Annotated in this window: 12 protein-coding genes; 4 read left to right on the forward strand and 8 right to left on the reverse strand. The window is 72.8% G+C overall.

Features of this window, described 5'->3' with window-relative positions; all coding sequences use genetic code 11:
* A partial coding sequence (locus ACFW1A_RS29230; RefSeq protein WP_380413866.1) for a prolyl oligopeptidase family serine peptidase occupies positions 1-1610 on the forward strand: 1610 nt, incomplete at its 5' end.
* 55 nt (positions 1611-1665) lie between these two features.
* On the opposite strand, the gene ACFW1A_RS29235 is transcribed toward ACFW1A_RS29230, so the two are convergent.
* The 6 genes from ACFW1A_RS29235 to ACFW1A_RS29260 form a co-directional block, all read right to left on the reverse strand.
* Positions 1666-3384, reverse strand: coding sequence for a glycoside hydrolase family 36 protein (locus ACFW1A_RS29235; protein WP_380413868.1), 1719 nt, complete (start codon positions 3382-3384; stop codon positions 1666-1668).
* Between the two features lie 230 nt (positions 3385-3614).
* On the reverse strand, positions 3615-4580 hold the full coding sequence (locus tag ACFW1A_RS29240; protein ID WP_380413870.1) for an ABC transporter ATP-binding protein: 966 nt from the start codon (positions 4578-4580) through the stop codon (positions 3615-3617).
* A complete protein-coding gene (locus ACFW1A_RS29245) occupies positions 4577-5554 on the reverse strand; it encodes an ABC transporter ATP-binding protein (RefSeq protein ID WP_380413872.1) in 978 nt (325 codons plus the stop codon). Before ACFW1A_RS29245 ends, ACFW1A_RS29240 begins: the two co-directional genes overlap by 4 nt.
* Positions 5551-6540, reverse strand: coding sequence for an ABC transporter permease (locus ACFW1A_RS29250; RefSeq protein WP_380413874.1), 990 nt, complete (start codon positions 6538-6540; stop codon positions 5551-5553). Before ACFW1A_RS29250 ends, ACFW1A_RS29245 begins: the two co-directional genes overlap by 4 nt.
* Positions 6537-7487, reverse strand: coding sequence for an ABC transporter permease (locus tag ACFW1A_RS29255; RefSeq protein ID WP_380413877.1), 951 nt, complete (start codon positions 7485-7487; stop codon positions 6537-6539). The genes ACFW1A_RS29250 and ACFW1A_RS29255 overlap by 4 nt, the downstream gene beginning before the upstream one ends.
* A gap of 21 nt (positions 7488-7508) precedes the next feature.
* Positions 7509-9251: an ABC transporter substrate-binding protein gene (locus ACFW1A_RS29260; protein ID WP_380413879.1), complete on the reverse strand. Its 1743-nt coding sequence runs from the start codon at positions 9249-9251 to the stop codon at positions 7509-7511.
* A gap of 216 nt (positions 9252-9467) precedes the next feature.
* On the opposite strand from ACFW1A_RS29260, the gene ACFW1A_RS29265 reads away from it, so the two are divergent.
* Positions 9468-10922 carry an aminopeptidase P family protein gene (locus tag ACFW1A_RS29265; protein WP_380413881.1) on the forward strand — a complete coding sequence of 485 codons (1455 nt, stop codon included), beginning with the start codon at positions 9468-9470 and terminating at the stop codon, positions 10920-10922.
* Between the two features lie 92 nt (positions 10923-11014).
* Here ACFW1A_RS29265 and ACFW1A_RS29270 read toward each other — a convergent pair whose 3' ends face one another.
* A complete protein-coding gene (locus ACFW1A_RS29270) occupies positions 11015-11707 on the reverse strand; it encodes a GntR family transcriptional regulator (RefSeq protein ID WP_380413883.1) in 693 nt (230 codons plus the stop codon).
* A gap of 105 nt (positions 11708-11812) precedes the next feature.
* On the opposite strand from ACFW1A_RS29270, the gene ACFW1A_RS29275 reads away from it, so the two are divergent.
* Positions 11813-12721, forward strand: a complete 909-nt coding sequence (locus ACFW1A_RS29275; RefSeq protein WP_380413885.1) for a hypothetical protein — start codon at positions 11813-11815, stop codon at positions 12719-12721.
* Positions 12722-12727: 6 nt separating this feature from the next.
* Here ACFW1A_RS29275 and ACFW1A_RS29280 read toward each other — a convergent pair whose 3' ends face one another.
* Positions 12728-13285 carry a hypothetical protein gene (locus ACFW1A_RS29280; protein WP_380413887.1) on the reverse strand — a complete coding sequence of 186 codons (558 nt, stop codon included), beginning with the start codon at positions 13283-13285 and terminating at the stop codon, positions 12728-12730.
* 247 nt (positions 13286-13532) lie between these two features.
* On the opposite strand from ACFW1A_RS29280, the gene ACFW1A_RS29285 reads away from it, so the two are divergent.
* On the forward strand, positions 13533-14021 hold the full coding sequence (locus tag ACFW1A_RS29285) for a hypothetical protein (protein ID WP_380413889.1): 489 nt from the start codon (positions 13533-13535) through the stop codon (positions 14019-14021).
* The last annotated feature ends 27 nt before the right edge of the window (positions 14022-14048 follow it).

Consider the following 14048-nt stretch of genomic DNA (forward strand, 5'->3'; position numbering starts at 1 on the left):
TGCTGTACCTGACCGGCCGCACCGAGCCGCTCAGCCCCGCCGACGGGGCCCGCTGGGGCGTCGCCGAGTTCGCCGCCGCCGAGGAGCTCGGCCGGCACCGCGGGCACTGGTGGTCGCCGGACGGCCGCGCCGTGCTCGCGACCCGGGTGGACGACTCCGCCCTGCCGCTGCGCTGGTTCGCCGATCCCGCCCACCCGGACCGGCCCGCCGAGTCCTTCCGCTACCCGCTGGTCGGCGGGCCCAACGCGGACGTGCAGCTCTGGGTGCTCGGCCTGGCCGGCGACCGGGTCCGGCTGGACTGGGACGCCGTCCGCTACCCCTACCTGTGCGCGGCCGACTGGGACGGCGACGGCGAGGTCCTGCTGACCGTGGCCGACCGGCTGCAGCAGCACGTGCTGCTGCTGAGCGCCGACCCGGCCACCGGCAAGACCGTCGAGCTCTCCCGCACGGTCGACCCGTTCTGGGTGGACGACCTGCCCGGCACCCCGGCCAGGCTGGCGGACGGCCGCCTGCTGACCGCCGCCGACACCCCGGACGGGGCCGCCCGCGGGCTGGCGGTGGACGGGCAGCTGGTCACCACCGACCGGCTCCAGGTGCGCCGGGTGGTCGGCCGACTGGGCACCCGGCTGCTGCTGGAGGCGGGCGAGGGCGACCCGGCCGACCAGCAGGTCTTCGCGCTCGACCCGGCCGACGGGTCGCTGGAGCGGCTCACCGAGGGTGCCGGGGTGCACTCGGCGCTGGCCGGCGGCGACAGCCTGCTGCTGGTCTCGGCCACGCCCGCAGGGATCCGGTGGCGGGTGCTGCGCGGCGGCACCGAGCTGGAGCTGACCGACCTCGCCCAGCCGATGCCGTACCCGGTCCGCCCCGAGCTCGCCCGGGTCACCGAACTCGGCCTGCCCACCGCGGTGGTGTACCCGCGCGGGCACCGGCCGGGGCAGCGGCTGCCGGTGCTGCTGGACGTGTACGGCGGCCCGGGCTACCAGGCGGTGGCCAACGAGCCGCGCCGCTGGCAGCTGCGCCAGTGGTGGGCCGACCAGGGCTTCGCGGTGGTCACCACGGACAACCGGGGAACGCCGTTCGTGTCGCCGCGGTTCACCCGGGCCATGTTCCGCCGGTTCTCCGAGGTCACCCTCGACGACCAGGTGGCCGCCCTGCACGCGCTGGCCGACCGCGAGCCGGACCTGGACCTCGGCCGGGTGGCCGTGCGCGGCTGGTCGTACGGCGGGTACTTCGCCGCGATGGCGGTGCTGCGCCGCCCGGACGTGTTCCACGCCGCCTCGGCCGGGGCCGGTCCGACCGACTTCCGCACCTACGACACCGCGTACACCGAGCGGTACCTGGGCCTGCCGCAGCAGAACCCGGCCGGCTACCTGGCCGACTGCCTGCTGCCGGACGCCCCGTCACTGCGTCGGCCGCTGCTGCTGATCCACGGCCTCGCCGACGACAACGTGCACCCCTCGCACACCCTGCGGCTCTCCGAGGCGCTGCACCGGGCCGGCCGGCCGCACAACCTGCTCGCCCTGCCGGGGATCACCCACCTGACCCCGGACGGTGCGAACGAGCGGATCGTGGCGGCCGAACTCGCCTTCCTGAAGCAGGCGCTGGCCTGACGGCCGAAAGGGGCGGGCCCGCCGGTGCGGGCCCGCCCCCGGTGCTCCGGCGGTGTCAGCGGGTCAGGGTCAGCAGCCCGCCCCGGGGCACCCGCGCCTCCACCTGCGCACCGTCGACCGTGGTCCGGGTGAGCACGGCGCCGGTCGGGCCCTGGACCAGCACCGTGACGGGGCCGAGCGGCTTCGGGAAGGAGAGCCGCACCACCGGGTCGGGGTCGGCGTTCGCCACCAGCAGCAGCGTCCAGTCCGCGTCCGCCTCGATCGGGACCGGGGCGTACCGGCCGTACCCGCGGGCCGTGCCGTGCGAGGCGGCGAGCAGCGGGTACCCGAGGTCCGGTCGGTGCGCGCGGAACTCGCCGCGCTGGAGCAGGTCCACGTGGTCGCGGCTGACGGACAGCCAGAACTTCAGCGCCGCCAGCTGCTCCGGGCTCTGCACCCCGAGGTCCACCGACACCTGCACGGTGGCGAACAGCACGTTCTGCACCAGCACCGCGATCTCGGCGGGCGACTCGGACGGGTGCCAGGTCAGCGGGTCCGCGTGCACCGCGAGCGGCCCGCAGGTCAGCCGCAGGTCAGCCGTCCGCTGCCGGTTCTCCGCCGCGTTGTGCGGGCAGTCGGTGGCCCGCACCATGGTCGCGTACGGCCACAGCCCCGGTCCGGTGTACGGCTGCCGGTGCTCCACCAGCAGCCCGCTCGGCAGCGCCGCGGCCAGGTCGGCGAGCAGCTGCCGGATGCTCGCCGCGTCGCCCCCGGAGCGGGCGAAGGTGTCGATGAAGTCCACCTTCAGCCCGTCCAGCCCGTACTCGGCCACCAGCGCGGACAGCCGCTCCACCAGGTGGGCGCGCACCTCGGGCACCGCCGGGTCGAGCACCGAGGTCTCCAACTCCTCGCGGTGGGCCAGCCGGTGGCCGGCGAACCGCTGTCCGGCGGCGCTGCGGTCGCCGGCGAACGGCAGCGCGCACCAGAGCAGGTAGGCCAGCCCCAGCTCCTGCACCCGGCGCACGTGGCCGGCGAAGTCGGGGAAGGCGGGCACCCAGTCCCCGGTGGTGGCGTAGGAGCGGGAGGTCTCGGCGGTCTGCCAGCCGTCGTCCACGATCAGCCCGGTGAAGCCCAGCGGCGCCGCCAGCGCGGCCAGCCGCTCCACCTCCGCCGCCGTGATCTCCAGGTGCCGCGCGTACCAGGTGCAGAACACCGGCTCGAAGGCCGCGGCCGGCACCGGGACCGGCCCGTCGGCCCACCAGTGGGCCATCTCCAGGACCGTCTCGCTGAACTGACGTCCCGTCAGGTCGAGCCGCAGGGTCGGCGCCCCGTCCTGCTCCACCCAGCAGGCGAAGTCGCCGGTCTCCTCCACCGCCCCCTCGCCGATGGTCACCGGCAGCACCCGCTCGGCCACCGCGAAGGTGAACAGCGCGGCGTCCCCGGCGCCCACCAGGCTGCCGACCGCGGCCCCGTTCGCGAAGGAGGCCTCCCGCGGCCGGCTCCAGGACGGCGGCAGCCAGCGGGTGTCGGTGCCGGGGCGCCACAGCGCCGTGGCGCCCGCACACGGCAGCCGCCACTCGATCCGCACCCGCATCGGCCCGCCGTCCACCGGGCCGAGCGGGGCGGCCGCGACGAGCAGCACGCCCGGCCGGTCCGCCGAGACGTCCACCGCCACCTCCGCGGCCCCGATCGCGGTCACCCGCAACCGCAGCCCGGGCACCCCCGACTCGACCTCGCGAGTCGTCTCGGTCCGGCCCGAGGGCGGCGCACTGCCGTCCCAACTCAGGGTTGCCACGCGTTGGTTCCTCTCCAGAAATGGTGGGACCCGGTCGGGTGCAGTCCTCGCAGGGTTCCCCACTGCACCCGACCGGGAGTTCACGGCCGTCGGGCGGCCCCGGACCCGCGCCACCGGGAAGCGGGTGACGGTGACGCGGATCCGGCGGCGTCCGAAGGCGTTGGCCTGCGGTCCGGCCGGTACGGGTGACCGGCCGGACCGTTCACGAACGGCCCCGGGCTGGACCGGCCCTAGGCTTCCGGGAAGTGGCAGGCGACCTGCCGCTCCCCCGGGCCGGTGGTGAGCTGCAGCAAGGGTGGCTCGCTGCGGCAGATCTCCTGGGCCTTGGGACACCTGGGGTGGAAGGTGCACCCACTGGGCGGGTTCGCGGGGCTCGGCGGGTCGCCGATCAGCACGATCCGCTCCCTGGCCCGCTCCGCGGCCGGATCCGGCAGCGGGACGGCGGACAGCAGGGCTCTGGTGTACGGGTGCGCCGGGTTGGCGTAGACCCGTTCCTTCTCGCCGATCTCGACGATCCGGCCCAGGTACATCACGGCGACCCGGTGGCTGATGTGTTTCACCACCGCCAGGTCGTGCGCGATGAAGACGTAGGCGACGCCCAGCTCCCGCTGCAGGCGCTCCAACAGGCCGACGATCTGGGCCTGGATGGAGACGTCCAGCGCGGAGACCGGCTCGTCGGCGACCACCAGTTCGGGGCGGGTGGCCAGCGCCCGGGCGATGCCGATCCGCTGGGCCTGGCCGCCGGAGAACTGGTGCGGGTAGCGGTCCAGGTGCTCGGGCGCCAGGCCGACCAGGCCCACCAGGTCGCGGACCTCGCGCCGGATCTCGGCGGCCCCGACTCCCTGGGCGCGCAGCGGGGCCGCGATGATCTGCTGGACCGTCTGCCGCGGGTTCAGCGAGGCGAACGGGTCCTGGAAGATGATCTGCATCTTGGCCCGCAGCGGCCGCATCGCCCGCTGGCTCAACCGGCTGATGTCCTGCCCGTGGAACCGCACCTGACCCGCCGTCGGGTCGAGCAGCCGGACCAGCATCCGCCCGGTGGTGGACTTGCCGCAGCCGGACTCGCCGACCAGGCCCAGGGTCTCGCCGGCCCGGACCTCGAAGTCGACCCCGGCCACCGCCTTGACCCCGGCGCCGCCCCGGCGGGCGGGGTAGGTCATGCCGAGCTCGCTGACCTGCATCAGGGGGGTTGTCATTCGGTCACCTCGGGGTGGCTGCAGGCGCTGCGGTGGGCCGGGCCGACCGCGAGCAGCGGCGGGCGCTGCGCGGTGCAGCCGTCGTGCGGGGACTTCGCGTAGACCGGGCAGCGCGGGTGGAAGGCGCAGCCGGCCGGCGGGGCGAGCAGCGAGGGCGGGCTGCCGGGGATGGCGCGCAGCGGTTCGCCGTCGGTGGCCTCCAGCCGGGGCAGCGACTCCAGCAGGCTGCGGGTGTAGGGGTGCCGGGGGGAGGTGAACAGCGTGTCCACGCCGGTCTGTTCGACGGCCGAGCCGCCGTACATCACCAGCACCTCGTCGGCCACCCGGGCGATCACCCCGAGGTCGTGGGTGATCATGATGATGCCCAGGCCGCGCTCGTCCTTGAGCCGCATCAGCAGGTCCAGCACCTGGGCCTGCACGGTGACGTCCAGCGCGGTGGTCGGCTCGTCGGCGATCACCAACTCCGGCTCGCAGGACAGTGCGAGCGCGATCATCGCCCGCTGCCGCATGCCGCCGGAGAACTGGTGCGGGTACTCCCCGGCCCGGCGCGCCGGTTCGGGGATGCCGACCTCGCCCAGCACCTCCACCGCGCGGGCCCACGCCTGCTTGCGGCTGGAGCCGAAGTGCTCGCGGTGCGCCTCGGCGATCTGGTCGCCGATGGTGAAGTACGGGTGCAGCGCGGTCAGCGCGTCCTGGAAGACCATGGCCATCCGGCGTCCGCGCAGTCGGCGCAGCGCCTCCGGGTCGGCACCGATCAGCTCGGTGCCGTCGAAGAGCGCCGAGCCGGCCACCTTGGCGCCCCGGTGCAGGCCCATGACGGCCAGCGAGGTGACGGACTTCCCGGAGCCGGACTCGCCGACCAGGCCGAGCACCTGGCCGCGGTCGACCGTGAAGTCGACCCCCTTGACGGCCTTGACCACTCCGTCCGGGGTGTTGAACTCTACCGCGAGGTCGCGGACTTCGAGCAGCGTCACGTGAGCCTCGCCCTCGGGTCGATCCAGGCGTACAGCACGTCCACCACCAGGTTGGAGGTGACGATGAAGAAGGAGGCGACCAGCGTGATGCCCATGACCACGGGCTGGTCGGACTTGTGCAGCGCGTCGGCGAAGAGCTTGCCGACGCCCGGCAGTCCGAACAGCTGCTCGGTGATCACCGCACCGGCCAGCAGGCCGCCGAGGTCCATGCCGAGCATGGTGACCACCGGGGTCAGCGCGGGCCGCAGGCCGTGCTTGTTGACCACCCGCCGCTCCCGCAGGCCCTTGGCCCGGGCGGTGCGCACGAACGGCTCGCCCAGCGTCTCGATCACCGAACTGCGGGTCATCCGGGCGTACATGGCCGCGGTGGCGAGCGCCAGGGTGAGCCAGGGCAGCAGCATGTTCTGCGACCAGCCCACCGGGTCGTCGGTGAAGTTGACGTACCGCGGGTACGGGATCAGGTTGAACTGCGCGCAGCAGAAGTAGAGCAGCAGCATCGCGGTGAAGTAGACCGGCATCGCGGCGGCGCCGATGGTCCCGATCATCAGGGTGCGGTCCACCCAGCTGTTCTTGCGCAGCGCGGAGACCACGCCGGCCAGCAGGCCCATGCCCAGCCAGAGCACCGCCGAGCCGATGGCCAGCGAGATGCTGACCGGCAGCCGGTCGGTGATCATGTTCCAGACCGGCAGGCCGGTCTGGAAGGAGTAGCCGAAGCAGGGGAAGCCGCAGTGCACCGCGTAGCTGCCGGTGCCCATGGTGCGTCCGGCGAAGATCGCCAGCACGTACCGGCCGAACTGGACGATCAGCGGGGCGTTCAGGCCCATCTGCTGGCGCACCTGGGCCACCCGGTCGGGGGTGCAGTCCTTGCCGCAGAAGGCCTGGGCGGGATCGCTCGGCAGCAGGTAGAAGATCGTGAAGGTGACCGCGCAGATCACCAGCAGGGTCAGCGCGATTCCGGCGAGCCGCCGGAGCAGGAAGGTGATCACCCGTTACCGCCCTTCGGGTCGAGCACGTCGCGCAGGGCGTCGCCGAGCAGGGTGAAGCCGAGCACCACCAGGAACAGGCAGGCGCAGGGCAGGACGAAGAACATCGGGTCGAGCTTGTAGTAGAGCTCGGAGTCGGCGATCATCTGGCCCCAGGACGGGGTGGGCGGCTGGACGCCGACCCCCAGGTAGGTGAGGCCCGCCTCGGAGCCGATCAGGCCGGGGATCGCCAGCGTGATGTAGACGATGATCGTGCTGCTCAGGTTGGGCAGGATCTCGGTCAGCACGATCCGGGCGCTGCCGGTGCCGCTGGCCCGGGCCGCCTCCACGTACTCGCGGTGCTTGAGCGAGATGGTCTGCCCCCGGATCACCCGGGCGATGTACGGCCAGGTGAACAGCGACATCACGACGATCAGCAGGAGCACCCGGTTGACGTCCTTGGCCACCGAGAGCAGCGCGATCATGAAGATCAGGCTCGGGAAGGACATCATGACGTCCATGAACCGACTGATCACCATGTCGACCTTGCCGCCGAAGTAGCCGGCGGTGACCCCGAGCGCCACGCCGACCACGGTGATCAGCAGGGCGGCGCTGAACGCCACCAGCAGCGAGATCTGGGCACCGTAGAGCAGCCGGGCGAAGATGTCGTGGCCCAGGCCCGGCTCGACGCCCAGCCAGTGCTGGGAGCTCATCCCGCCGAAGTCGCCCTTGGGCAGGCCGCCCAGGTAGCGGTCGACCGCGTGCTTGTCGGTGTCGGTCGGACCGTAGCCGGAGATCCCGGTCAGGACCGGTGCCAGCGCGGCGGCCAGCACGAAGAAGACGATGATGCCGAGGCCGGTCATCGCGACCCGGCGGCGGCGCAGCCGGCGCCAGGCCGAGCGCCAGGGGGAGGCCGGAGCCTGCTCCTGGCGCTCGGTCGGCTCCTGCGCGGCAGGAACGGTGGTGGTCACCTTTTTTACAGTCCCTCGTGCTTACTTGACGGACTTGAGGCCGATGGTGGCGTAGTCGATCTCCGCCGACCAGATCGGGCTGCCGAAGGCGCCGGCCACGTTCGAGCCGACCAGCAGCGGCTTCTTCTGCCAGGTGACCGGGACCGCGGGGGCCTCGTCCATGATCTTGGCGTCCAGCGCGTTCCAGGCCTGGTTGGCCTGGTCGGCGTCGGTCAGGGTCCCGATCCGGTCCATCTCGGCGTCCACCGCCGGGTCCTTGAACCGGCTGGAGTTCCCGTTGTTGCCGGTGTCGCTGATGATCCGGCTGTCGAAGAGCATCGGGAGGAAGGTGGCGCCGGACGGGTAGTCGGGGCACCAGCCGTTGAGCGACAGGCCGGTCTGCTTGCTCTTGTCGCCGATCGTCGAGGTGGCCACGCTGGCGTCCACCGCGTTGATGGTGACGTTGATGCCGACCTTCTTCAGCGCCGCCTGGACCGCCTCGGCCTGGGCCTTCTGGCCGTTGGACACGGTGATCTCGGTGGCGAAGCCGTTGGCCAGGCCGGCCTGGGCCAGGTACTGCTTGGCCTTGTCCGGGTCGCCGGCGGCCGGGATCTTGAAGTGGTCGACCGAGGTGCCGCCGGTCAGCGCGGGCGGCAGGTAGGTGGTGGCGAAGTCGGCCAGCGCCGGACCGCCGACGGCGGACTGGTAGGCCTCCTTGTCGATCGCGTACTCCACCGCCAGCCGGGCGTTCACGTTGTCGAACGGCGCCTTCTGGGTGTCCATGGTGACCATGGCGGTGCAGTTCTCGTTCTCGCTGACCAGGCGGGCCTTGACGTCCGCGTTGGTGATCACGTCGGCGACCTTGGCCGAGGAGAGGTCGGCGTACATGATGGCGCTCTGGTCGTCGCCCTGGTTGGCGATCATCCGGTCGGCGATGCCCTCGGGGCTGCCGGACTGGTCCATCACGATCTTGTCCGGGTAGGCCTTGCGGACCGTGTCGGTGGCCGGGTCCCAGTTGGTGTTGCGGACCAGCGTCAACTGCTTGCCGCGGTCGTAGGTCTCGACCTTGTAGGGACCGGAGGAGAAGACGTGGTTGCCGTAGGTGGTGCCGCCCTCGTGCGCCTTGGGCACCGGGGCGAAGGTGGGCAGCGTGACGGTGTAACCGAACTCGGCCACCGGGCGCTTGAGGTGGAACACGATGGTCTTCGCGTCCGGCGTCTCGATCGAGTCGTTGCCGAGCTCGGAACCCTTCAGCGGACCCTTGTAGTCGGCCGGGGCGACCAGGTACTTCTTGGCGTAGTCCGGGCCGCCGGACAGGTCGGGGTCGAAGGAGCGCTCGACGTTGTACTTGATGTCCTGCGAGACGATCGGGGTGCCGTCCTCGTACTTGACCCCGTCCTTCAGGTGGAAGGTCCAGGTCTTGTCGCCGTCACTGGACTGGCCGGTGTCGGTGGCCAGGTCGCCGACGATCTGCAGGCCGTCCTTGCCCGGCGCGGCCTTGAAGGTGGTCAGCGTGCGGTAGAGCAGGCGGATCCCGAAGTCCATCTCCGGCTCGGTCCAGTTGCGGGCCGGGTCGAGCTGCGAGATGTCCTGGTTGGACAGGATGTGCAGGGTGCCGCCCTTGACCGGCGTCCCGCCGATGATCCCGTCGCCGGCCGTGGTGATTCCCTTGCCGTCGCCGGAGCCGTTGTCGCCGCTGCCCTTGGTGCTGGAACACGCGCCGAGGGAGAGGGTCAGTGCCGCCGTGATCGCCGCCGCGAGGGCGACATGGGTACGCCTGGTCATGTGCAACTCCGTGCTGGGAGGACTGGGTGTCCGCGGGTGGATCCGGGGTGTGGCACCGGTGCCGGGCTGGGACTAGCCGCTTCTGAGGTGTGACCCGTAACATAGTAATGTGAAATTGCACTAGCAAGAGATTGCCGGTCCCGTTACCCACCTGTGTCCGAACGGACCGTCAACTCACCCTGCACCCACCGAAATCACCGCAGCTCAGGAGCCCCCATGACCTCCGCCTCGCAGGCCTCGAAGCCGCTCAACACCGGAAGCCACGACCTGCCCGTCTCCCCCGCCCTGGCCGCCTTCATGGGCACCAACTGGGCGCCCAGCCCGCTGCCGGCCGAGCAGCGGGTGCCCGGTCACGCCGCCCTGCCCGGACGCCGGGCCCGGCTCTCCGCGGCCTTCCCCGGCGAGCGGCTGGTGGTTCCGGCCGGCCAGCTGAAGGTGCGCAGCAACGACTGCGACTACCGGTTCCGGCCGCACTCCGCCTACAGCTGGCTGACCGGGCTGACCGGCGAGGACCAGGTCGGCCACGTCCTGGTGCTGGAGCCGACCGGGGTCGAGGGGCACGAGCCGGTGCTCTACCTGCGCCCGCGCTCGCCGCGCGACGGCGGCAACGGCGAGTTCTTCCGGGACCGTCGCTACGGGGAGTTCTGGGTCGGGCGGCGGCCGGACCTGGAGGAGGCCGAGCAGCTCACCGGGGTGCGCGCGGCCCACCTGGACGAGCTGGAGAAGCTGCTGACGGGTGCTCAGCCCGGCCGCGGGGTGCGGGTGCTGGCCGGGGTGGACCCGGTGGTGGACTCGCTGCTGCAGCTGTCCGACGGGCTGTCCACGCTGCTCAGCGAGCTGCGGCTGGTCAAGGACGCCTGGGAGGTGGAGCAGCTGCAGCTGGCGGTGGACCACACCACGGCCGGTTTCGAGGACGTGGTGCGGGCCCTGCCCGCCGCGCTGCGCCACCCGCGCGGCGAGCGGTGGATCGAGGGCGTCTTCAACCTGCGGGCGCGGGCCGAGGGCAACGGCACCGGGTACGACACCATCGCCGCGTCGGGGGCCCACGCGGACGTGCTGCACTGGATCCGCAACGACGGCCGGCTCGACCGCAACGACCTGCTGCTGCTGGACGCGGGCGTCGAGACGGACACCCTGTACACCGCCGACATCACCCGCACGCTGCCGCTCGGCGGCCGCTTCTCCCCGGTCCAGCGGGACGTCTACGAGCTGGTGCTGGCCGCCCAGGACGCCGGGATCGCCGCGCTGCGCCCCGGCGCCAGCTTCCGCGACTTCCACCGGGCCGGCATGCGGGTGATCGCCGAGGGCCTGGCCGACTGGGGCGTGCTGCGGGTCTCGGCGGACGAGGCGATGTCGGCCGAGTCGGGCCTGTACCGGCGGTACACGCTGTGCAGCAGCGGCCACATGCTCGGGATGGACGTGCACGACTGCGCCAAGGCGCGCAGCGAGACGTACCTGGACGGGGTGCTGGAGGTGGGCCACGTGCTCACCGTCGAGCCCGGCCTCTACCTGCAGCCGGACGACGAGACGCTGCCGCTCGAACTGCGCGGCATCGGCGTGCGGATCGAGGACGACCTGGTGATCACCGAGGACGGCGCGCGGCTGATGTCGGGGGCGCTGCCCCGCTCGGTGGCGGGGATCGAGGAGTGGATGGGGTCGCTGCTGGGCTGACGCACCGTCACCGGTCCCGCGCGGGCCGTCCGGGACCGCTCCCGGACGGCCCGCGCACCGTGGCGTTCGGGGAGCGGCGCCGGAGCCCCCGGTCAGGGAGCGGCGGCCGGGTCCTCGGTCAGGGCGGCCGCGGTCAGCGTGAGGTGCCGGGCCAGGACCGCGGCCGCGGTGTCGGCGTCGCGGGCCAGCGCCGCCTCCTCCAGCCTGCGGTGCTCCTCGATGCCGTCCCGGTCGGGGGTGCGGTGCGCCGACCAGCGGCGGGCCAGCTCGCTCGCCGTCCACATCCGGTCGAACGTCTCCAGCAGCGCGTGGTTGCCGCACCCCTCCAGCAGCGTGCGGTGGAAGACCCGGTGCGCCTCGGCCCAGGCCTCGGTGTAGTGCCCGCCCGCCTCCGGCAGGTACGCCGGGGTGCGGGCCAGCCGGTGGTGCGCGGCCCGCACCCGTGCCTCCCAGTCGAGGTCGCCGCGCTCGACCGCCATCCGCAGCACCAGCGGCTCGACGGTCCGACGGGCCTCGGCGATCTCCTGCCAGCGGCGGTCGGAGAAGGACGGGACCGCGAAACCGCGGTTCGGCAGCCGGTCCGCGAGCCCCTCGCCGACCAGCCGCACGAGCGCCTCGCGCACCACGGCCAGGCTCACGCCCTGCTCCCTGGCGAGGTCCTGCGGCTTGAGGGGGCTGCCGGGGGCGTGGTCCCCGCGCATGATCGCGTCCCGCAGGTGGGCGTAGACCTGCTCGGAGAGCATCAGCTTCCCCGGCGGGGTCGGGGGGTGCGCCGTCTGAGTCACGCGCCCATCCTAGACGATCCGCCAGATAATCGATTATCCGTGTTACCGTCGATTCGGGACCTGCCCACAGCACAGCGCCGCCCGACTCCCGGAGGCACCACCGCCATGCACCTCGACACCCGCCCCGACTCCGCCCGCCCCGGCGACGGCCCGATGGACCTGACCGCCGTCGGCGACGTCAGCCGCGCCGTCAGCGCCGCCCACCTGTTCATCTACCTCGCCCCCGAGAGCGCCGAGGAGGCGGCCGGGCTCGGCGTGACCGACCGGGGGCCGGCGTACCTGGCCTTCCGGTCGGCCGCGCTGGGCGCGGTCCCGTGGCAGGTCACCCTCGCGGCCTTCTACAACTTCAGCCCGCGGGCCGTGCGGGCGATGGCGGGCGTGTGGCGGGCCGCGCCGCCCGAGCGCTGGCAGGCCGCCCGCTTCCGGGCCGCCGGACGGGCGATGCGGCGGGTCGGCGTCCACCTCCCGGACGACCGGCTGGCCGAGGCGCGCTCGCTGATCGACCCGGTGGTCGCGGGCGCCGACTACGCCGGCAAGGTGCTGGCCGCCGCGAACGCCTCGGTCCCGCTGCCGCCCGATCCCCTCGTCGCGCTCTGGCAGCAGCTCACGGTGGTGCGCGAGTGGCGCGGCGACGCCCATCTCGTCGTCCTCGCCGACAACGGCCTCGGACCGTGCGACTGCCTGGTCCTGCACACCGCGACCGGTCGCCTGCCGACCGCGCTCGCCCGGGCCACCCGCCAGTGGGACGACGCGCAGTGGAGCGCCGCGACGGCACGCCTCGTCGCGCGCGGCTGGCTCGACTCCGGTGCCGCGCTCACCGACACCGGCCGTGCGGCACGCGAGCGGATCGAGGTCGAGACGGACGCGCACTGCGCCGCGCTGTGGGCGCCGATCGGCAACGCCGGGGCCCGCCGCCTCGCCTCGCTCGTCGCACCGATCACCGACGCGTTCACCGCGGCCGGGACGTTCCGGGCCGTCGCCGGGGAGAACGCCGGGGAGTCCGCCGGGAGTTGACCGGGATCAGAGCAACGGTCGCTCGTCCAGGCCCAGTTCGGCGCGCATCACCTGACGCATCGCCAGCCAGTGGTCCCAGGCCCCGATCAGGAACCCGCGAGTCTCGTCGAAGGACCAGCCCGGGTCCGGGGCGCCGTTCTCCAGTCGCTTGATCGCCAGGTACGCCCGGGACAGCCGGCCGCTGATCTCCTCGATGCTCGCCAGCACCTCGTCCGTGGCGAGGATCTGCACCTCGGCGAAGCAGGCCGAGTAGGTCCGCCGGGCCTCGCGCAGCTCGGCGCGGTCCAGGTCGCCGGCCAACTCGGCGTCCACCGCGTGCAGGTAGTTCATCATCTCCACCCGGTACCGCCGCGACGCCGCGTTGAAGGCGATGTACGCCGCCTTCCGCTCCGCCACCACCGCCTCCCGGCGGGCCTGCTCGCGCACCGCCTCGGCATCCGCCCGCTGCATCGCGGCCTCCTCCCGCTTGGTGCGGGCCGACAGCCGCTGGCTGATCACCGGCGAGGACAGCGTCCCCAGCACGCCCACCGCTGCGACCAGCAGCGCCACCGTGTTGCCGTCCATCGCGCTCCCCCGCTCCCCCTCGTGGCCCGCCCATGATCGCGTACCGCCCGGGCTGACCGCTACGCGCCAGGCACGTTGGTGCCAGTGCCCGACCGCTGACAGCCATGGGCGGGCACGGGATGCTTCTCGTGTTCCCGAGAAGACAGCCGAGGGCGGCCACAGGCTCTCGATCACCGGCTTCCCGCATTGAGCGCACCGAGTTCGCCGAACCCACCGAACCAGCCGAATCCGAGAGGAACACCCGACCGTGAAGACGAACCGCCGCATCACCGTCCGGATCGCCGCCGCCCTGGCCTCGCTGGGCGCGCTGTTCAGCGTGACCGCGGTGCTCGCGCCCGCCGCGCAGGCCGCCAGCTGGCCCGACTACGCCTGCCGCGCGACGGGGAACTACTACTCGAACTACAAGGGCGTCGCCATCAACCCGTGCATCCACTACTGGTACGGCTACGACGGGGCCAACGACTGGGTCTGGCAGGCCGAGGCGTACGTGCTCTCGCCGCAGACCGACATCCGGTTCTACGTGCAGCAGGGCTGGTCGCAGACCAGGACCTCGCCGATCAGCTGGGACGGCTACGCGGCCAGCCAGGTCGTCGGCCCGAGCTCGAACTGGGCGTACATCGCCCCGCAGAACGGCTCGCTCGACACCACGATGGGCTGCTGGTGGGCCCGCGCCTGGGCGACCGACAGCGGCAACACCGTCGTGTCGGACGTCGAGAGCTCGCCGATCTGCACCTGAGAGATCGGTACGAGGTACCCACTGAGC

The sequence above is a fragment of the Kitasatospora sp. NPDC058965 genome, from assembly GCF_042741245.1.
Classification (GTDB): Bacteria; Actinomycetota; Actinomycetes; order Streptomycetales; family Streptomycetaceae; genus Kitasatospora.